The organism is Parabacteroides sp. KHUB-02, assembly GCF_056640955.1.
The window spans coordinates 901,136-923,013 of record NZ_JBWQEV010000001.1; the positions used below are offsets into that span (position 1 = coordinate 901,136).

Here is a 21,878-nt window from a genome sequence, read left to right on the forward strand (position 1 = left end):
TAAATATCAAAAGAGATGAGAAAAAGTAATTATGATAAAATGCCGGCCACCGTTGTAGACGGTACCTTGTGGAAAGGCTGGGAATCGATACGGAAGCGATTGGCGGAGATACATGCGGAAACGAATGGATCACAAGTTTGGGTGGTGGAATGCTACCAAGGGGTTCATCACGAGGAGTTGATGCGTGAACTGCAAGCGCTCGCGCCCGATCGTTTTATCAATACGCGAGATCTATTTAAATCGGCAGAAGATATAGAGGCGATGACCTATCCTTATCTGACGGATGACCGGTTGTTTGGCCGCCGGGCTCATTTCTCTTATACGGATTTCTTGGATGAGGAGAAGGTGAACGCCTGCCAGGAGTCCTTGCGTGATGGAAAAGGCTGGACAATCGTTTATGGCCATGCCGCCGCCGAGATCGTTCTCGCTCCGGATAAATTGATCTATGCGGATATGGCTCGTTGGGAGATCCAGATGCGTTCCCGTAGAAAAGAGGTGAACGGGCTAGGTGTGGAAAACCGAGAGGAAGCCCCGTCGTACCATTATAAGCGAGGATATTTTATTGATTGGATTATTTGCGATAATCTGAAGAAGAAAGTCCTTCCCAAGGTCGATTATTGGTTGGATACCCATATCGTCGGAACACCTAAGATGATTTCCGGGGAGACCTTGAAAGAAGGGTTGGCGAAAACGGCGCATACTCCGTTCCGGGTAGTACCTTTCTTCGATCCGGCTCCTTGGGGCGGCCAATGGATGAAAGAGGTCTGTGATCTGGATAAAAAGCAAGATAACTTTGGCTGGTGTTTTGATTGCGTGCCCGAGGAAAATAGTTTATACCTGAAAGTTGCCGGAGAGCTGTTTGAGATCCCTTCCAATGACTTGGTATTCTATAAGACGAGAGACTTGCTGGGCGGGCCGGTCGAGGCTCGTTTCGGACAAGATTTCCCGATCCGTTTCGACTTCTTGGATACGATGGGAGGAGGTAATTTAAGTTTGCAAGTGCATCCGGTCACCCAATATATCCGGGATACGTTCGGGATTTATTATACGCAGGACGAGAGCTACTACCTGCTGGATGCCGAGGAGGACGCTACCGTTTATCTGGGATTGAAAACCGGTGTCAACCCGGACGAGATGATCGCTGCCCTAAACGACTCCCAACAGACCGGAAAGCCTTTCGATACGGAGAAATATGTCAACAAATGGCCTGCCAAACGCCATGATCATTATCTGATCCCCGCCGGAACGGTCCATTGTTCGGGAGCCGGTGCCATGGTGCTGGAGATTAGCGCTACCCCAAGTATCTTTACCTTTAAGCTTTGGGACTGGGGCCGCTTGGGATTGGACGGACTGCCTCGACCGATTAATATCGGCCACGGCTCGAAAGTGATCCAATGGGAGCGGCAAACGGAGTTTGTCCGTCATAACTTGATCAACCAAGTGGAGATGATCGCCGAGGGAGACGGTTGGCGGGAGGAGCGGACCGGCTTGCATGAGAACGAGTTCATCGAGACCCGCCGTCATTGGTTCACGGATATCGTGCCTCACAATACGAATGGAGGGGTGCAAGTGCTGAATGTAATCAAGGGAGATGAGTTGATCGTGGAGAGTCCGACAAACGCTTTTGAACCATTCATCGTTCATTACGCGGAGACTTTTATCATTCCGGCTTGCGTGGGTGAATATACGATCCGCCCGTATGGATCGTCCGTAGGTAAATACTGTGGTACTATAAAAGCTTACGTACGATTTAGGCAATAATCACCGTGCCATAGGCATCGCACAACTGTGCCACCCTTGATGGCACGGTAGTGCCACTGCGATGGCACGCCAATGCCAACCCTATGGCACGGCTGTGCCACCACGGTGGCACTGGCGGAACATGGGTAAATAAAGAAAAGGAATATATGATGTATACAAATGACAATAGAATAGTAATGACATTGGATGCGGGAGGAACGAATTTTGTTTTCTCTGCCATCCAAGGAGGAAAAGAGATAGCCGATCCGGTAGTTCTTCCGGCATGCGCGGATTGTTTAGATAAGTGTTTAGGCAATTTGGTAGAGGGTTTTAAGGCAATTCAGGCAGGCTTGCCGGAAACTCCGGTCGCTATCAGTTTCGCTTTTCCCGGTCCGGCAGACTATCAAGCCGGTATCATAGGCGATTTACCCAACTTCCCCTCTTTCCGGGGTGGAGTAGCGTTAGGCCCGTTTCTGGAAGATATATTCGGGATACCGGTATTTATCAATAACGATGGGAATTTATTCGCATATGGAGAAGCGTTAACCGGAGCCCTTCCGGATATAAACCTCCGTTTGCGGGAGGCAGGAAGCATGAAGCAATATAAGAACCTGCTGGGAGTCACCTTGGGTACCGGTTTTGGTGCCGGGGTTGTCATTAATCAAGAGCTTCTATTGGGAGATAATGCGGCAGGAGGAGATATCTGGTGTTTTCGGAATAAGAAATATCCGGAGTATATCGTAGAGGAGAGTGTCAGCATACGTGCGGTCATGCGAGTATATGCGGAACGATCCGGTGATACGGGAGTGCATACTCCGAAAGAGATCTTTGAGATTGCCGAGGGTATTTGCCCGGGTAACCGGGAGGCTGCTATTACGGCTTTCTCCGAATTAGGGGAGCTAGCGGGGGATGCGTTGGCGTCTGCCATTACTTTAATCGATGGCATCATCGTGATCGGTGGTGGACTATCGGGGGCTTCTAAATATATTCTCCCTGCTTTGTTGAAAGAATTGAACTCATCTACCGGTATGATGGATGGAAGTCGTTTCGGCCGATTGCAAATGAAAGCTTATCTTTTGGAGGATGCGGAGAGTTTCGCTGATTTCGCTAAAGGAGGAGCTGTCGAGGTACCCATTCCGGGTACCAATCGCAAGGTAGGGTATGATCCTTGTAAACGGATAGGGGTGACCGTAAGTAAACAAGGTGCTAATCGCTCGATCGCTATGGGAGCTTATGTTTTTGCGTTAAACCATCTATCTAAAGGAATATGAGACAAAAATATAGTATAGGACCTGTATGGTTCCTGATGTTTGCGTGTGCTTTCTTCACATCCTGTGTGACACAAGGCAAGAAAGTTCAGCAAGAAGAGCTTAGCCAATATGTAGAACCTCGGATCGGTACGGCGCATTGCCGTTGGTTTCATTTTACCCCGGGAGCGATGCCTTTCGGTATGGCCAAGTCGGCTCCTTCTACGAACGGGCATATCGGGAATAAATCCGGTTGGGAGGCGACCGGTTACGATTATCGGGATCAATCGATCGAGGGTTTCCCCTGCTTGCATGAGTTTCAGATCGGTGGAATTGTACTGATGCCTACGACGGGTCCATTGAAAACAATTCCCGGGGCGGTAGACGACTCGACAGGTATAGGATACCGTTCCCGTTTTGACCGTACGGACGAGATCGCTACCGCCGGTTATTATTCCGTTCTCCTAAAAGATTACTCGATTTGTGCGGAGCTTACCGCTACCCCTCGTGTCGCTATTCAGCGTTATACATTTCCGGCCGGGGAGGATAGCCATATCTTGTTCGATATAGGAAACCGTCAAGGAGAGAGCGGAGCTGTACGGGATGCTGAAATTACTTTTACGGAAGACGGGCATATCGAGGGCTGGGTGATTACCGAGCCTGAATATGTGAGGAAATATCAACCCGGGGCATCGGTTCCTTTGTATTTCTCGGCGGTGCTGGACAAGGTTCCCGTTGGATTTGGCGCTTTCAACGGAGCGGATATCCGTCCGGATGAACGGAAAGCGACGGGCGTGGGGGCCGGACTTTATCTGACATTCCGTACCCAAGATCAAGAGTCGGTAACCGCTAAAGTAGGTCTTTCCTATACATCCGTGGAGAATGCCCGGTTAAATAGGGAGACTGAGGCCGCTACCCTTACGTTTGACGAGGCAAGGGAAATATCTCGCCAAACATGGGAAGAATATTTGGGACGTATCCGGGTAGAGACTCCAGCGCGAGAGGATAAGGTGAAATTCTATACTGGTTTGTATCACGCTTTATTGGGGCGTGGGTTAGCTAGCGATGTGAATGGCGCTTATCCGAGAAATGATGGCTCGGTAGGACAAATCCCTTTGAAAGACGGGAAACCGGTACATAACTTATACAATACCGATGCCGCTTGGGGAGCGCAATGGAATCTGACACAGGTTTGGGCTTTGGCCTATCCGGAATATTATTCGGATTATATAAGTAGCCATTTGTTGGTGTACAAGGACGCCGGCTGGCTGGCGGATGGAATCGCTAATAGCCGTTATGTCTCCGGGGTTGGTACGAATTTATTAAGTACGATTATCGCTGGCGCTTATCAATGTGGCATCCGGGATTTCGATGTGAATACGGCTTATGAGGCTTGCTTGAAGAATGAGTTGGATGGGGAGAATCGTCCGTTGGGCGCGGGAAAGATCGATACCCGTTATTTCGTGGAATATGGTTATGTACCTCATTTGGATAAAGGGGACGGGCCGGACGAGGCTTTCATGTTTTCCGCTTCCCATACCTTGGAATATGCTTATAGTGCGTGGGCCGTGGCCCAATGGGCGAAGCAACTGGGTAAGACGGACGATTATAACCGTTTGATGGACTTATCGAAAGGCTGGGAGCGTATCTATGACCCTTCCTGTAATTTTGTCCGTCCTAAAAAGAAGGATGGTACGTTTATCGAGGACTTCAATCCGATGCAAGTATGGCGCGGATTCCAAGAAGGTAACGCTTGGCAATATACATTCTATGTACCGCACGACGCGAAAGGCTTGGTCGCAAAAGTAGGTGCGGACGTGTTTAACCATCGGTTGGATAGCATCTTCACGGTGTCTCGTAAATTAATCTTTAGCGGAGGCACGGAAGTAGGGGCTTTCGCCGGTTTGCAAACCTTGTATAACCAAGGAAATCAACCTTGTTTGCACATCTCTTGGATGTTCAACGAGGCCGGTCGTCCCTCGCTTACGCAAAAATGGGTGCGGGCGATCTTGAATGAGTTCTATGGTACGGATGGCATCCACGGTTATGGCTACGGACAAGATGAGGATCAAGGCCAGCTCGGGGCTTGGTACGTGATCTCTTCCTTAGGCTTATTCGATATGAAAGGCTTGACGGATCAAGCGCCTTCTTTCGCTTTGGGTAGTCCTTTGTTCGATAAGATTACGATCCGGCTGAATGACCGCTATTATAAAGGGAAGGAATTCGTGATCGAGACTCGTAATAATAGTAAGCAAAATGATTACGTGCAATCCATGGACTTAAACGGGAAACCATTGACGGATACTCGTATTCCTTTCTCGGAGATTGTTCAAGGTGGACATTTGGTTTTAGAAATGGGTAACCAACCAAAAGATCGATATGAGAACTAAAAGTACGAACTCCGCTATATTCCCGATCCTTTTCGGCTTTTTCGTGATGGGATTCGTGGATGTCGTGGGAATTGCCACGAATTATGTGAAGATGGACTTTGGTTTGTCCGATACGTTGGCGAACCTATTGCCCATGATGGTCTTTCTTTGGTTCGCCCTGTTCTCTGTCCCTACCGGTATCTGGATGGGACGGCACGGGCGTAGGAATACGGTGGTCGTAGCCTTGGCTATCACAACCTTGGCGATGCTGATACCTCTATTCTTCTATGACTTTGCTTGTATCTTGTTTGCGTTCGCTTTGCTGGGAATTGGAAATACGATCTTGCAAGTGTCCTTGAATCCGATGGTAGCGCGGGTGGTAAATCCGGATAAAGTAACGAGCGTGCTTACTTTAGGGCAGTTTATTAAGGCGGTATCTTCCTTCTTAGGGCCGATTATTGCAGGTATAGCTTCTTCTTTCTGGGGAGATTGGAAGTTGATATTCATTGTCTATTCGGTGACTACCTTGTCATCTATCATCTGGTTGATAACGACTATTCCGGGTAAAGAGGAAGGAGAGGGGCAAGAAGCCTCGTTCGCCTCTACGTTAGCTTTATGTAAAGATGCTAGGATACGGATGCTTTTCTTGGGGATTCTGTGTATTGTCGGGATCGATGTCGGTCTGAATACGACGATCCCTAAGCTATTGATGGAAAAGTTATCCATGCCGTTGCAAGAGGCTGGATTAGGGAGTAGCCTTTATTTCGCCGCTCGTACCGGAGGTTCTTTCCTGGGGGCTATATTGCTGGCGAGGATCTCGTCACGACCCTTCTTAAGGGGAAGCATGCTTATCGCTATCCTTGCTTTCGTAGGATTGCTTATCTCGGATAGCTTGTGGGGCATGGGCGTTATGATCGTACTGGTTGGCTTGGCTTGCTCGAATGTGTTTTCGATCCTGTTCTCTTTTGCGTTGGAACATCGGCCGGAGCAATCGAACGAGGTCTCGGCCTTGATGATTATGGGTGTATCAGGAGGCGCTTTGATTACGCCTTGTATGGGAGGCATAGCCGATATGTTCGGACAGGTAGCCGGCTTGATGCTATTATTAATATGTATGTTGTATATAGGACTTATATCAATAAAAACACGATAAGATGAAAAAAAGAACTTATTTATCAGCAGGATTGGCTTTGTTGATCGGGACATTGTCGGTTCATGCGTCTCCGGGATTATCGGATGTCAAGAGCCGTGTATTACCGGCGGTTTATAAATCGAAAAACGGACTGACCCAAAAGGTCGAGATCTCCGTAAAACATGAAGGAGAACCTTCTACAGTGACGATCCATTTAGGCGAGCAAAGCCATAAAGAGAAACTGGTGTCCGGGGATAATGTATTCCGAATCGAGATACCCGAGGTTAGCACGACTCGCCAATTACCGTTGACGTTGACAAGTGGGAAAGAGAAAGAGGAAACTACGGTGACCGTAAAACCGGTTCGACATTGGCAGATGAATATGGTGCAACACACCCATACGGATATCGGTTATACCCGTTCCCAAATGGAAATCTTGGCAGAACAGCTTCGATACATTGATTATGCGTTGGATTATTGTGACGCTACGGATAATTATCCGGATTTCGCTAAGTTCCGTTGGACTTGCGAGATCGCTTGGGCGGTTAGCGAATATTTGAAATGTCGTCCTGTGGAACAGATCGCTCGCCTGAAGCAACGGGTAAAAGAGGGCCGTATTGAATTAGCTACGATGTTCTTGAATTTTGACGAATTACCGGATGAGCAGACACTTGCCGCTTCTCTTTATCCGATCAAGCAATTCAGGGAAAATGGGATGCGTGCCGAGGTAGCTATGCAAGACGACGTGAATGGTATCGGTTGGTGTTTCAGCGAGTATTTCGCAGATGCCGGCGTGAAATATGTGAATATGGGAACCCATGGTCATCGAGCGTTGATCTGCTTTGATAAACCTACGGTGTTTTGGTGGGAATCACCTTCTGGGAAGAAGGTCTTGACTTATCGTGCGGAGCATTATCACTATGGTAATTTTTTCGGGATTCATACAGATAACTTTGACCAGTTTGAGGAGCGTGTTTTAACTTATTTAGGTGAAATGGAAGCGAAAAATTATCCGTATGATATATTAGCGGTGCAGCATTCGGGATATCTTACGGATAATGCGCCCCCTTCGACTAAAAGTTGCGAGATGTTACAGAAATGGAATGAGAAGTATGAATGGCCGAAATTACGCACGGCGGTAGCCAGTGAGTTTTTTAAGACGGTAGAGAGCCAATATGCGGATCATATTCAGACTATTCGTGGAGCTTGGCCGGATTGGTGGACGGATGGTTTCGCTTCCGGTGCCCGTGAAGCCGCCATATCTCGTGTGACTCATTCGGATATTATCGCGAATCAAGCCGGATTGTCATTTGCTAAAATGCTAGGCGCTCAATTGCCGAAAGACATCAATGATCGGATTCAGGACATCAACAAAGCTCTTTTGTTCTATGATGAGCATACTTTCGGGCATAGCGAGAGCGTACGTAACGCTTATGGACTGGAAACTTGGGAACAACGCTCCTTGAAACAATCGTATGCGTGGGAAGCCTATCGCCATTCCGGTTTGCTGGGAGAGGCTACTATGGGTATATTACAATCATTCGTGCCTAAAAGCGACGTTCCGTCTATCGCTGTATTCAATACGCTCAACTGGAGTTATAGCGGTATCGCTAAAGCTTATGTCGATCATCAGATTCTTCCGAAAGACAAGGCTTTCGAGATCGTGGATGCGGCTGGCAACGTAATTCCCGCACAAGCTGGCGAAAGCCGTTCCGACGGTACCTATTGGAGCTTTTACGTGAAAGATGTCCCGGCCTTGGGATATGCGCAGTATTATATAAAAGTAAAGGATGCGCCACGTCCGGAAATACAGGGCGCAACGGAATTAAAAGAGACACATGTGGAGAATCCTTGGTATGCCATCGACTTCAATACCCGTAAAGGTACGATTCGTAAATTATATGATAAGGATTTGAACAAACAATTGGTTACGCCGGATGCGGAATGGGAGATGGGAGAGTTTATTTATGAGATTATCGATAGCCGTCATCCGATGGAACAATATCGTGCTCCCCAATTCCTCCGCCGTCGTCCCGAGAAGATGCGTTTCGAGAAATATGAGAAAGGCGATGTTTGGGATACATATCGTTTCCGGGGAGAGACAGTAGCGGGACGTGAGCCGAATAATTTGATGGTGGAATTCCGTGTATTTAACGTAACAAAGAAAATCGAGGTAGTTTATCGCTTGCGTAAAAAAGCGGTAACAGATCCGGAAGCGGTTTATATCGCTTTCCCGTTTGAGGTTGAAGGTGGAAAGATCCATTTGGATGTACCCGGTGGATCGATCGAGGCGGGTGTAGACCAAATCCCGGGTTCCTCTAACGATTGGTACACGGTGCAAAACTTCGCTACGGCTCGTAACGCAGAGTCGCAAGTCGTGATGGGTAGCCAAGAAATACCATTAATGCAATTTGGGGCGATCAATACGGGGCGGTATAAGGCCGGAGCCGTACCTCAGTCCACGAATATGTATTCATGGCCGATGAACAACTATTGGGTAACCAATTTCAATGCGGACCAAATGGGAGAGATGCAATGGAGTTACTTCATCAACTCTTCGAAAGACAACTCTATTGAGTATGCGACTAAGTTCGCTTGGGAAAACCGGATTCCGTTCTTGACCCGTGTTTTGCCTGCCGGAGATAAAAAGGTGGAGCCTCTCCAATCGGCTTCCATTTTCAAGATCGTACCGGAGAATTTGTTGTTGGTAAACATGAGGCCTGTGGAAGGCGAGAATGCTGTTATGCTTCAATTGCGTGAGATAGGCGGGAAGCCAGCTACTTTCTCCGTAACTTCAGATAAAATTAATTTTGTGAAAACTACGGTTTGTGATGTCGTAGGAGACCCAGTTTCGGGGAATCCGTTGAGTTTCGCTCCGTGGGAGAATAAGTTTATAAAATTATCTTGGTAGCATGGTAGGGGCGGGGTTTGCCCGCCCTTATCCAGTTTGTCTTATGTTTGTATATTGAATGTTTTGATAGGATTTAATCCCAAATAAATCGGTATTATTCTAAGCAGAAGACTTGTTTGTGTTAGAGTGATGGGTGGAGAGTGTTATGAGAGACTCTGTTTCGGATAATTCCTTATTGGATTTCAAGCTTTGTGGGAATAAGTCCATGGCGCTTTCTTGGTAGAAAGATTGTAGATAATGTGGTTCTTCTTTTATTTATAAAGGGGGGCTAAGTTTTTTCATATTATCCAGTCTCTGAATATATTATCTGTTTTTTTCATAGAAGCCATGCTAGTGCCATTTTCGCCTAGCCTTGAATCTCAATAAATTTAACATTTGTTTGTTGTAACCAATTTAAAGTGTTTTTACTGCTAATATTTGATAGTTAATTATTTATGTGATAGAAAGACGATGATACTATTGTAAGTCCGTACGGAACAATATATTTTTAGTACATTTAAGGGTTGATATTCTTGGTTTCAAGGGATGATTTGTGATAAATGTGTCATTTTTATTAAAAAAATACTATAGATTTAAGTCTGGTTTACAAAAAAGTTATACATTTGCCCAGTTTTTCATGATATAGACCATGAATGGCGCACTAGTTCCGTACGAACTATGTCTATTCTACAATATAATATTACATATAAATGTAATCAATCTAAACTTAATTTAAAACAAGAGCAAAATGACAAAGAATGAATCTAAGCTATTATCCCTTCAAGGGATAGCTAAAGCCTCAGCGTTCTGTTTGCTGCTTTCTGCCTTCTCTGTAGACGCCGCTATGGCCGTTCCCGCTTCCGCAGGTACGGTTGATGAAGTGATGGTCGTACAGCAGGGTAAGAAAGTGACAGGTATGGTTGTTGATGGTGCTGGTGAGCCTGTTATTGGCGCTAACGTGGTGGTGAAAGGCACTACAAATGGTACGATCACGGACTTCGACGGTAATTACTCGTTGGAAGGCGTGTCCGCAAATGACATCTTGGTGGTATCCTATATCGGTTATTTGTCCCAAGAGATCCCGGTGGGAAATCAATCTTCAATAAAAGTAACTTTAAAAGAGGACACTCAAACTTTGGACGAGGTTGTAGTTGTAGGTTATGGTACGATGCGTAAGTCAGACGTGACCGGTTCTATCGGTGTGGCTAAAGGAGACGACTTGACAAAGAATCAAAACTTTAGTGCGCTAGACAACTTGCGCGGTAAGGTATCTGGTGTAAACATCTTCTCAAACTCCAGCCAGCCGGGTGCTTATTCTAACCGTGTCGTTATCCGTGGTATGGCTACTATCAACGCTTCTTCAAACCCTCTATATGTGGTAGACGGTGTTGTTATGGAGAACTTCGACTTGGTGAACCCGAATGATATCGAGTCTATGGAGGTCTTGAAAGATGCTTCCGCTGCCGCTATCTACGGTGCTCGTGGTGCCAATGGTGTTATCATGGTAACTACGAAGCGTGGTAAGAAAGATGGTGAAGGTGTACAGGTTAGCTATCAAGGATCTGTCAGCGCAAGCCATATCGCTCGTAAGATGGATACGATGAACGCCCAAGAGTGGTGTGACGCATTCATGATTGGTCTGGAAAACGAGAATAAGTGGCAAGGTAAAAATTGGTCTTTGAACCGTGCTGATTGGTTTAATGATTCAGATTTCTTTGATGCAAACGGTAATCCTCTGTATGATACGAATTGGCAAGATGAGGCTACTCGTACCGCGGTTTCTCACAACCATCAGTTGAATATCCAACAAGCGGGTAAGAGCTCTTCAATGGGTGCTTTCTTGAACTATACGGATCAACAGGGTATTGTAAACAATACGTATAATAAGCGTATTAATGCGAAGTTGGCATACGACGCAAATCCTACGAAGTGGTTGTCTACGGCAGTCAATGTATTGGTTAACCATACATGGGGGCGTTATACGCCTGAGGATGGTGGTGGCCAAGAGGCTCGTCGTACCATGATCGAGATGGTTCCTTGGATGCCGATTCGCGATAAGAATGGTAAATATACCACTTCTACCTCTTCTTCCATTGGTGATGTATTAGGCTTTGAGGGTATGTCTAACCCAGTCATGATCTTGGATATGCAAAAACGTATGCGCTACAACACGCAGGTGTTTGGTAACGCCGCTTTGACATTCCACTTGGCTGAAGGTTTGGATTTGAAGACTCAACTAGGTCTTGACCATCATAATAAAACGTATAGAGGTTATTCTTCTATCGATTTGAACAACATCTCCATGCCGAATGGTTGGGCTGAGTACCAAAATTGGAATACACTTTATTGGCAGGAGGAGACTTACTTGACTTACAATAAGGTATTCGGTGATCATCGTATCAACGCTATGGCTGGTTTGTCTTGGCAAGAGCGTGTGCAAAAGTGGAATAAGGCACGAACAGAAGGTTTCTCGGATGATTTCTTTGAGGACAATAATATGTCCGCAGGTACAACTCCGGCATCTCCTGAGTCTTCTTACGATCGGTGGGCGATGAACTCTTATTTCTTGCGTTTCGCTTATACATATAAAGATCGTTACTCCGCAACCGTAACAGGTCGTGTCGATGGTTCCTCTAAGTTTGGTGAAAACAACAAGTATGCGTTCTTCCCATCCGCAGGTTTGGCTTGGAATATCTCTCAAGAGGATTTCATGCAAGATCAAAGCACGATCAGCAATTTGAAGTTGCACACTAGCTACGGTTTGACTGGTAACTCCGAGATTGACACTTATCGGTCATTGGCTCGTGTTTCTTCTGGTACGCTTTTGATCAACGATATTCGCGCTCCGTATTCTTACATCAGCTCTATGGCGAACCCGGATTTGAAATGGGAGAAGACTGGTCAGTTTGATGTTGGTTTCGAGATTGGATTCTGGCAGAACCGCTTGTCTTTCGATGTAGCTTACTATAACAAGAAGACAACCGACTTATTGTTGGATTGCCCGATTCCTCACACTACAGGTTTCACGACAGTGTATAAGAATATCGGTTCTGTAAGAAACCAAGGTATGGACTTAATGATCAGCGCACGCCCAGTTCAGACACAAGACTTCAATTGGAGTTCTACGATTAACTTAAACTTCAACAAGAACAAGATCCTTCAGTTGGGCGACAATAATGAGGATATCGAGATGAACAGCTGGGTAGGTGGTTCTGAAAGTATCTTGCGTGTAGGTGAGAACATGAGTTCTTTCTATGGCTACAGACGTTTGGGTGTTTATACGGAGGAAGATTTCAATAACGGCTTGTGCGAGAAGAACCAGATCGGTCGTGCGAAACGTACGGATAAGAAAGAGATCATCGGCAAAGGTATGCCGGACTGGACTGGAAGCTGGATCAACAACTTCTCTTACAAAAACTTCGATTTGACGATGGACTTGCAGTTCGTATGGGGTGTTGAGACCATGCAACAGTTCTACCACTCTACTTACGACCGTTTCGGTATCACGAATGGTTTGAGCAATATTTTATATGACGCATATAACGGATCGAACCCGAACACGATGCAACAGGCTGTTTACTTGTGTAACTCAGGCCATGCAGGTCAGGATACGACAGTAGATTCTCAATGGATCGCCAATGGTTCTTACTTGCGTTGTAACATGTTGCAATTGGGTTATACTTTTGACTCAAACGTGATTAGCAAGATCGGTTTGTCTGCTTTGCGTTTGTACGCAAGTGCGAATAACTTATTCTTGATTACTGCTAGCGATTTCACAGGTTACGATCCTGAGGGTACATCGCAGGGTGATAGTAATAAGTTCGGTCAGAACATGGTATTCTTCTCTTATCCAAGAGCGAGAACTTTCACGTTCGGTGTTAATGTAACATTTTAATTCATTTAATCAGTAGAATTTTTAGAAATGAAAAAAATATTGACAGTAGCGATTGCATGCGCTTGTTTAACCGGGTTCAGCGCATGTAATGATTTCTTGGAAGAGAAACCGAAGTCATCGTTGACAGCCCCGGATTATTACCAGACAGAGGCTCAAGCTCAGGCTAACGTGAACTATTTGTATCGTACGGGAGCTTCAAGTAAGCTCACAGGTGCGGGTAGTGCTTACGTAGGTCCGTTTGCCTCTATCACAGGACAATTGACCGGTTACTTTACAAACAGTTATGAAGGTCAGGAGCTGACTTGTAAATATTCTCGCGAGTTGACTCGTCAGCAGAATACGATGACTGTTTCCGTAACTATTGACGGTATATGGGATGATTGCTACAAGGCTATCAACGTAGCTAATGGCGCTATCAAGTATATCCCCGAGATCTCAATGGATCAGTCTTTGGCAAATCGTTTGATCGGTGAGGCAAAGTTCTTTAGAGCTTGGAACTACTTCAACTTGGTGAAGATCTTTGGTGGTGTTCCATTGACAGTAGAGCCGTACGAATCTATGGAGAACATGTATTTGGAGCGTGCTTCTGTAGAGCAAGTATATGCTCAGGTCGAATCCGACTTGAAGGATGCCGTTAATGCTTTGCCGGCTGCTACTTTCTACAACAATAGTAACCGTATCACGAAGTATGCTGCCGCTATGGTTTTGACTTCCGTTTATATGCAACAAGGTAAGTATGCCGACGCTGCTTCTGCGGTAAAGACGGTGATCGATTCTCCGCATGCTTTGGCAACCAACGATGATTTAGCATTGGGTTCTGCCTATAATAAGATCCGTACGACAGACGGTTTGGCTGAGTCTATCTATTCTTATGAGTACAACGCAACGATCAGTAACGGTGGTTGGTGGCCTACTTATGCGTTCAACTCAGCGGCTACAGCTATATTTGGTACGTATTCTATCTTTGAGCGTACATACGGGCCAACGAATCAATTCTTGAACGTGTATGCGGCAAACGACTTACGTATCCAGCCAAATCAATTCTTCCATTGGAATTATACAAATCCGGATAATGGCAAGACTTGGACGGCTCCTGAGAATGCTTGTGGTTGCTGGTTCTGGTATGATGAGGACGCTTTGTTGAACACAGGACGTTCTACGAAAGACCGTGATATCTTCCGTTACGCAGAGGCTTTGCTTGACGCTGCTGAATCTATCGCTCAGTCTCAAGGTGTAACAGCTGAGGCTGCCGGCTATTTGGCACAAGTTAAGGCTCGTGCAAACATGGAAGGTAAGACGGTAGCCGCAATTACTGCCGATCTTCAGAAATTAGGTAAGCAGGCCTTTATCGAGGAATGCTGGACAGAGCGTTTGCGTGAGTTCCCGTTGGAATTCAAGATTTGGGATGACTGTTTGCGTACAGGTAAGTTCCCTGTAATCTCTTCTACAGAGAAGGGTAAGGTTACATACGTTGACTTAGTTGGCGCAAAGAACGCTTCCGGCGCGACCTTCAAGTCTTCCGACTTGTTATGGCCGATCTCTTTGAACGAGATGCAACGTAACCCGAGTTTGACTCAAAATGAGGGTTATGCCGTTCAATAATAAATTTCAATAACTGATAGCTAGAGAGGGAGGGAATGAGCGATCATCCTTCCCTCTCTTTTTGGTAGCTTGATTAGTCAGCAAGTTGCATGAAACAATGTATAATATACAGAATTTTGGTTTGGTTGTCTTATTATTCACTTTCAACTATGAAAACAAAAGAGCAAGAAATAACGTACTAGATTCCGCTAAGTTAGAAGGACGATTGGAAGGTGAAGAAAAAAAATGATTTTCTGAGCAATACTACTGACTTGCTCAAAGGATATATACTTATTTTGCCCATGCAGTATATATTACTTTGCCAAGTCACTAGTACTTCATAAGCATCTTTTACTTTGACACAGGCTAGGGGATAAGCAATTGCTTTCTCCTGTAAACAAAAAACGCCTAAAATTGCTTTCTGCTATAAACAATTCATATATATTTGCATATATATAAGTACGATTATGGATCGATTGATAGAGATGTATCGAAAGAAGTTGCGATTTACCTCTACCGCCTTTATTAAAAGCACGATGTACGAAATTAATTGGGATGCCCGGTTGATCGGCATAAGAGGTGCTCGGGGAGTGGGCAAGACTACGTTGTTGCTACAACATATCAAGCGAAATTTTCCGCAAGACGAACGAACCTTATATGTCAGCCTAGATAATATCTATTTCTCTGACAATAGATTATATGACTTTGCGGATCGTTTCGTGAAACGAGGAGGAACACGCTTATACTTGGATGAGGTACATAAATACCCCCACTGGAGGTGGAGCTACCACAATTGAGAGGAGTGGATATCTCCTATTTGCCCAAGATAAAGCAATTATTATTAATCATATCCGAGTCGGCTCCTTTTATCCCGAATATCAGTAAGCTCAGCGAAAGGATTGGTATCACGAGAAACGCTTTATTGACTTATCTAAGCGTATTAGCGGAAAGCAAGCTGACCTACAATCTACTGAAATCTGCTTTTGGCATCTCCCGCCTGCAAAAACCAGACAAAATCTACTTGGAAAATACGAATCTGATGTATGTCCTCTCGCCTTCGGAAGCGAATATCGGCAACATACGAGAGACGTTCTTCGCAAACCAATTGAAAAAGTCTCACCAAGTAACAATGAGCGAAGCCAGCGATTTTTTGGTGGATGGAATTTATACGTTCGAGATCGGTGGCAAGCGAAAAGGGTACTCACAAATAGAGGGAATACCGAACGGTTTTATCGTTGCGGATGATATAGAAATAGGGTTTGGCAATAAGATTCCGTTGTGGATGATGGTTTTTTTATATTAAGGAAAAATCCATACTGAATAGAATCTTTTCTATCAGCAAAAACACTATCTAGTCTTTTGGATCGGTTCTTAGAAGGTTAGTTTGTATTTTATGACAACTTACGGGTTAGCCGAATACTATAAAAAAGGGAAGAATGATAAATCATCCCTCCCTTTAAACGCCATCAGTTATAAAAAAAACTAAAATATATCTAGTTTTATTCTTTATTTTTCAAAAATTGATTTATGATCTCTTTATTTATTATTTATGTACTGTTATTGAGATCATCGCCCCTCTTTCCCCATTTGAACAAGATAAAGTGTATTCACCCGGTCTCGTAAACCGGATACCAATAGGATTACCTGTATCTTTACGATTGTTAAAATAAGCATTTTCAGAAGGTGATACCATCCATTTTACTGTTCCACCTAAGTCAACCTCATAGTATGAAGTAAACTCGACAGGGATATAGGTCTCTCCTTTTATGGAAGGAAAACTTACAGTCTCTACACTATTTATCTTGTTAGCCTCTACATAATTGTCACTTGCTATGCAGTAAGATGAAAAAAAAATAGCTCCTAATACAAATACAATCTTGAATAACTTTTTCATAAATGTATAAATTTAAAGTTTAAGAATAATGTAACAAAAAAGCTTATTATAGATAAATCTATTTAGAGAGGGTGCATTTTAAATTTAGCACCCTCTTAAATATTATTGAGCGGAATAACCTTCGTTTTGAGTCAAACTCGGGTTACGTTGGATCTCTTCAACAGGGATCGGCCATACCAAGTCTGTAGCCTTGAACGTAGCGCCACTACCATTAGTAGCACCTACTAAGTCAACAAATGTAACTTGGCCTTTATTGGTTGTTGAAATCACAGGGAATTTATTTGTACGAAGACAGTCATCCCACATCTTCATCTCCAATGGAAATTCACGCAAACGCTCTTTCCAACACTCTTCGATGAAGGCTTGTTTACCCATAGTCTGTAAAGATGAAGCAATGTCCGCAGCAGTTTTACCCTCAGTATTCGCACGGGCTTTTACCTGTGCTAAATAATTGGCAGCTTCAGAAGTTACACTTCCGGATTGCGCGATACATTCAGCCGCTGACAATAAAGTTTCTGCGTAACGGTAAAAGTTCCAGTCCTTTGTACCGATACCTGTTTCCAAAATAGCGGTCTCATCGTACCAATACCAGTTACATGCTACAGGATTATTGACCGTACCAAAAGTAATCTTTGTTCCGTCGATAGGATGTGTATATTCCCATTGGAAGAATTGGTTCGGTTGAACACGTAAGTCATTGCCTTCATAAACATTCAAATATTGGTTGCTTATGCCATAAACGTTCACCCATAAGGAATATTTGTTTTTAGTAGAAGACGCAGTAAAGAATGCCTCAGCGTCACCATTAAAAGCATGGACAGGCAAGTTTCCAGTATTGGAGATAGACGCATCAAATTCGCGAGCGTAGATAACCTCGGGAAGATCGTCGGTAGCCCGTAGCTTGTTAAACGCACTATTTAAAGCCAAATCCTCATTAGCGGTCAATGAGAAAAGCCCACTATTGATCACATCACGTAACGGAGCGATAGCGTTACTATGATCACCTAGCATCATATAGACGTTGGCCAATAACATATCTGCCGCATACTTTGTTACACGGTGTCCATTACCGGAGAATGTAGCGGAAGGTAAATTCTCTGCAGCTTCCTTTAAGTCCGGAACAATGATCTGCTCGTAAATAGTAGCCTTAGCCGTACGGGTAGGATATTCGATCAAAGTAGCGTCCTCGGTCGGTTCTGTCATCATTGGGACATCACCAAACATCTTCACCAAATAGAAATAGTTCAACGCACGGAAGAAACGAGCCTCAGCCTTATATTGCGCTTTGTTCTCCATCTCCACGCCATCAACATACTTCAATACAGCGTTAGCGATATTGATCACTTTATAGCAATCCGTCCAGACACCATTGGTTTGATAGTTACAAACAGACTGCGTAAAGTTCTGCCGCGTCAATTTACGCGCATATGCGCAATCCACCTCTTGGCCTTCAAAGTCATTTGTGAAATACCCTGTCACCATATTCATTACCGACAAGCTGGAGCCACGGTAGGCACCCGTCATGCTACCCATTTTCTCTGGAGCGCCTGTACGATATAAATAATTGACGTTCTCGATAATATCTGCGCCTGTCTTGTAATAAGTTTCCAAGGTCAATGCAGACTTAGGAGTCTCTTCCAAGAAACTATCACAGGAGGTAAAACCTACCAATCCCGCGCATAAGATCGCTGTTGTTAATATTTTTTTCATCGTTGTTCTCTTGATAATTTAATTTAATTAAAATGCCACATTTATACCCAAAGTGAAAGTTCTCGCTCTTGGATATGAGAAGAAAGTCATGTTCTGACCAAATTGACCAGCTGAGACAGTACCTCTTTCACTGCTATTATCAATCTGTGAGGTACTCTCTGGATCGTATCCATTAAACTCTTTCGAGGTAATGCAGAACGCATTGTTTACGTTGAAATAAACACGTAAACTGCTGAATGGAGTTTTCTTCAGTTGGTTAGAATCAAAGTTATAACCCAGCTGAATCAAGTTCGCACGCAAGTAAGAGCCATTGGCTACCCATTGAGAGTCGAATTGGGTATCTTGGTCCGCATGACCTGTATTGAACAAATACACAGCCTGCTGCATACTTCCCGGATTCGTTCCATTATACGCATCATACAAAATATTACTCAAACCATTCGTTTGTCCAAAACGGTCATAGGTAGAGTGGTAGAACTCTTGCACTGTCTGAACGCCAGCCACAAATTGCAAATCCAATGTGAAGTCCCAGTTCTTCCAGCGTAAAGTATTGATCATTGATCCGGTCCAGTCCGGTGTACCTTTACCCAAGATCTCTCTTTCTTCAGAGCGTTTGGCACGACCAATCTGCTTTTTCTCGCATTTGCCTGCCTCAAAATCCTCAGTCGTATAAACGCCCAAGCGTCTGAAACCATAGAAACTACCGACGCTCTCTCCTACACGCAAAAGTGAATAACCATTTAAGAAGCCATTCTGTAGGATATCCTCATCGTTCTCACCCAAGGAAAGTACCTCGTTCTTATTGTAGTTGGCATTGATAGACGTTGTCCAAGAGAAATCCTTCGTATCTATGTTACGAGTGGTTACCATCAAGTCCAAACCTTGGTTACGGATAGAGCCGATATTCCGGTAAACGGTCTTGAAGCCGGTTGTATGAGGAACCGGAGAGTCTAACAGCAAATCGCTAGTCTTCTTATTATAGTAAGAAGCGTCTAATGAGATACGGTTATGGAACAATCCTAAGTCAAAACCTATATCAAACTGAGCTGTTTTCTCCCATTTCAAATCCGAGTTAGGCAAAGTACCTAAATAGGAATATCCGTTACGTACCCCATTCAACAATAATGTACCGCTAGAGACCGTAGCCAGCGATTTGTAAACACCGATCTCAGAGTTACCGGTCAAACCATAACTTGTATGTAATTTCAAATTGCTGATCGTGTTCTGGTCACCCATGAAATCTTCTTGTGTGATGTTCCAAGCTAAACCTGCGGATGGGAAGAAGGCATATTTATTATTATCACCAAACTTGGATGAACCATCATAACGACCTGTTACCGTCGCGGAGTAGCGATCCTTGAAAGTATAGGCGAAACGCAAGAAATAGGAGTTCATGGCCCAACGTTCCCAATACGTCGTAGGAGAGTCTGGAACTGTTCCGGCACCCATATTGAAATCCTCATAACGGTCGCTACTGAATGTCTTCGTATACATTCTTGAGTAGTCGTACTTACGTTCCTGCCAAGACAAACCAGCCATAGCGTTAATCCTATGTTCTCCAAAAGTCTTATTATAAGTCAAATAAGTCTCTTCCTGCCAGTATAGGGTATTCGCTTGTCTTCTTTCCGCTACACCTTGTTGGTCTTTACCCAAGTTATTCAAGTCGCTTGGAGTGTAAGCATGTAAAGACTGGAAGTTCGCATCAACACCAAATTGGGTCTTCAAATCCAAACCTTCGATAATATGGAAAGTCAAGGCGGCATTTCCAAAAATCTTCGTGTTGTAGTTCATATTCTTTTGTGTTGTCAGAATATGATATGGATTCGCCATGGACTCAAAGTTCATAGGCATGTTCGGCGTATTGGAATTTGTATATTTCCCATCATAAGATACAGGCAGCCAAGGCAGCATCTCAACCATCGTACGACGAGCGTCTTGGGCACCACCTTCCTCTTTCGTAGAGTTGCCCCATGTATGGTTAACCGCTAAATTCACTGATGTAGACAACCATTTCGTAGGATCCGCATCATAAGTAAGTTTTCCATTCAAACGTTTGGAATAAGTATTCCTCAAGATGCCTTGATTATCCGTGTAGTTCAAGAACGCTCCCACAGAAGACTTCTCTCCTCCCTGTTGGATATTCAACTGATGATTATGGGAGATAGCTGTACGCATAGCCTCATCTTGCCAATCCGTATCATACAAGGGATTACCATTGGAATCAAAGAAACGACTGTCAGAAAACCAATATGAACGATCCGTAGACCAATTAAACGGAACCTCAACTCCATTTACGGTATGCGATCCCCATTTATTTTCATTCTCTATACCTGTCATGAATGCGTCACACCACTCCTGTGAGTTCATTAGATCCATTTTACGAGAACGACTCGCTACACTCACGGATCCTGCATAGCTAATAAGCGTTCCTTCCCCTTTCTTATTTCCACGTTTGGTAGTTACCATTACGACACCGTTCGCGCCACGAGCACCATAGATAGCGGTTGCGGAAGCGTCTTTCAATACCTCCATTGACTCGATATCATTCGGGTTCATCAAATAAAAGTTCTCCATTACGACACCGTCCACAACGTACAACGGGTCGGATGAAGCGTTAATCGTAGCTTGACCACGGATAACAACACGGCTACCATAAGCACCCGGCTGGCTAGAGTTAGAGAAGATGTTTACACCGGCAGCCTTACCGCGCAAGTTGTCCAATGCGCTAAAGTTCTGCGCCTTCAGCATATCCTCTCCTTTAGCCGTAGAGATAGAACCTGTCACGTCAGATTTCTTCATCGTACCGTAACCTACTACCACGACCTCATCCAATGTCTGCGTGTCCTCTTTCAAGGTCACATTGATAGCAGACTGGTTTCCTACGGGGATCTCTTGCGACAAGTAACCGATATAGGAAAATACCAATATTCCATCGGCGGGCACACCCTCGATCGTATAATTTCCATCGAAATCAGTGATCGTACCGTTTGTAGTGCCTTTCACCACCACGTTAGCGCCAATAACAGGCTCACCTGTACCGTCAACAACCACACCTGTTACTTTCTTGCCTTGCTGCACTGCCATTACTTCATCAACCGTGCCTGCGGGAGCGGGAGCGGCCATAGCGGCGTTTACAGAGAAGGCAGAAAGCAGCAAACAGAACGCTGAGGCTTTAGCTATCCCCTGAATGGATAATAGCTTAGATTCATTCTTTGTCATTTTGCTCTTGTTTTAAATTAAGTTTAGATTGATTACATTTATATGTAATATTATATTCTAGAATAGACATAGTTCGTACGGAACTCGCATGTGATATTTAATCTTTTTCGGGAATGATAAAAGTGCGATGAATAGGGCATGATCTAGCTCATTGGATTTCTTTTTTCTAATTCTTTTTGTTAGATTTGCACCTAGATTCGT

At 44.5% G+C, this 21,878-nt stretch carries 10 protein-coding genes and 1 pseudogene; 8 read left to right on the forward strand and 3 right to left on the reverse strand.

The window, feature by feature from the left end; translation table 11 throughout:
• Positions 1–15 precede the first annotated feature (15 nt).
• From ACYIA1_RS03975 to ACYIA1_RS04010, 8 genes and pseudogenes are all read left to right on the forward strand, one after another.
• On the forward strand, positions 16–1,761 hold the full coding sequence (locus ACYIA1_RS03975) for a class I mannose-6-phosphate isomerase (protein ID WP_480334455.1): 1,746 nt from the start codon (positions 16–18) through the stop codon (positions 1,759–1,761).
• 146 nt (positions 1,762–1,907) lie between these two features.
• A complete protein-coding gene (locus ACYIA1_RS03980; protein WP_413639482.1) occupies positions 1,908–3,011 on the forward strand; it encodes an ROK family protein in 1,104 nt (367 codons plus the stop codon).
• A complete protein-coding gene (locus ACYIA1_RS03985; RefSeq protein ID WP_005866410.1) occupies positions 3,008–5,377 on the forward strand; it encodes a GH92 family glycosyl hydrolase in 2,370 nt (789 codons plus the stop codon). Before ACYIA1_RS03980 ends, ACYIA1_RS03985 begins: the two co-directional genes overlap by 4 nt.
• A complete protein-coding gene (locus ACYIA1_RS03990) occupies positions 5,367–6,509 on the forward strand; it encodes an MFS transporter (RefSeq protein WP_122145321.1) in 1,143 nt (380 codons plus the stop codon). The genes ACYIA1_RS03985 and ACYIA1_RS03990 overlap by 11 nt, the downstream gene beginning before the upstream one ends.
• A gap of 1 nt (position 6,510) precedes the next feature.
• Positions 6,511–9,399 carry a glycoside hydrolase family 38 N-terminal domain-containing protein gene (locus tag ACYIA1_RS03995; RefSeq protein ID WP_480334458.1) on the forward strand — a complete coding sequence of 963 codons (2,889 nt, stop codon included), beginning with the start codon at positions 6,511–6,513 and terminating at the stop codon, positions 9,397–9,399.
• 727 nt (positions 9,400–10,126) lie between these two features.
• The gene (locus ACYIA1_RS04000) at positions 10,127–13,273 is read left to right on the forward strand and encodes a SusC/RagA family TonB-linked outer membrane protein (RefSeq protein WP_130882079.1); all 3,147 of its coding nucleotides are present in this window, start codon (positions 10,127–10,129) and stop codon (positions 13,271–13,273) included.
• Positions 13,274–13,300: 27 nt separating this feature from the next.
• The gene (locus tag ACYIA1_RS04005; protein ID WP_005866428.1) at positions 13,301–14,875 is read left to right on the forward strand and encodes a RagB/SusD family nutrient uptake outer membrane protein; all 1,575 of its coding nucleotides are present in this window, start codon (positions 13,301–13,303) and stop codon (positions 14,873–14,875) included.
• A gap of 464 nt (positions 14,876–15,339) precedes the next feature.
• Positions 15,340–16,157: pseudogene (locus tag ACYIA1_RS04010) on the forward strand (AAA family ATPase).
• Between the two features lie 240 nt (positions 16,158–16,397).
• Here ACYIA1_RS04010 and ACYIA1_RS04015 read toward each other — a convergent pair.
• From ACYIA1_RS04015 to ACYIA1_RS04025, 3 genes are all read right to left on the reverse strand, one after another.
• Complete coding sequence (locus tag ACYIA1_RS04015) at positions 16,398–16,748, reverse strand: hypothetical protein (protein WP_121961057.1); 351 nt, start codon at positions 16,746–16,748, stop codon at positions 16,398–16,400.
• Between the two features lie 102 nt (positions 16,749–16,850).
• Complete coding sequence (locus ACYIA1_RS04020) at positions 16,851–18,458, reverse strand: RagB/SusD family nutrient uptake outer membrane protein (RefSeq protein WP_480334461.1); 1,608 nt, start codon at positions 18,456–18,458, stop codon at positions 16,851–16,853.
• Between the two features lie 27 nt (positions 18,459–18,485).
• Entirely contained in the window at positions 18,486–21,677 is a 3,192-nt protein-coding gene (locus ACYIA1_RS04025) for a SusC/RagA family TonB-linked outer membrane protein (RefSeq protein ID WP_048927828.1), read from the reverse strand.
• Positions 21,678–21,878: the final 201 nt, after the last annotated feature.

Bases quoted from the DNA above. Each gene is read 5' to 3' on its own strand.
- ACYIA1_RS04005 (WP_005866428.1), top strand. From the start codon at position 13,301: ATGAAAAAAATATTGACAGTAGCGATTGCATGCGCTTGTTTAACCGGG.
- ACYIA1_RS04025 (WP_048927828.1), bottom strand. From the start codon at position 21,677: ATGACAAAGAATGAATCTAAGCTATTATCCATTCAGGGGATAGCTAAA.
- ACYIA1_RS03990 (WP_122145321.1), top strand. From the start codon at position 5,367: ATGAGAACTAAAAGTACGAACTCCGCTATATTCCCGATCCTTTTCGGC.
- ACYIA1_RS03985 (WP_005866410.1), top strand. From the start codon at position 3,008: ATGAGACAAAAATATAGTATAGGACCTGTATGGTTCCTGATGTTTGCG.
- ACYIA1_RS04015 (WP_121961057.1), bottom strand. From the start codon at position 16,748: ATGAAAAAGTTATTCAAGATTGTATTTGTATTAGGAGCTATTTTTTTT.
- ACYIA1_RS03980 (WP_413639482.1), top strand. From the start codon at position 1,908: ATGATGTATACAAATGACAATAGAATAGTAATGACATTGGATGCGGGA.
- ACYIA1_RS03975 (WP_480334455.1), top strand. From the start codon at position 16: ATGAGAAAAAGTAATTATGATAAAATGCCGGCCACCGTTGTAGACGGT.
- ACYIA1_RS03995 (WP_480334458.1), top strand. From the start codon at position 6,511: ATGAAAAAAAGAACTTATTTATCAGCAGGATTGGCTTTGTTGATCGGG.
- ACYIA1_RS04000 (WP_130882079.1), top strand. From the start codon at position 10,127: ATGACAAAGAATGAATCTAAGCTATTATCCCTTCAAGGGATAGCTAAA.
- ACYIA1_RS04020 (WP_480334461.1), bottom strand. From the start codon at position 18,458: ATGAAAAAAATATTAACAACAGCGATCTTATGCGCGGGATTGGTAGGT.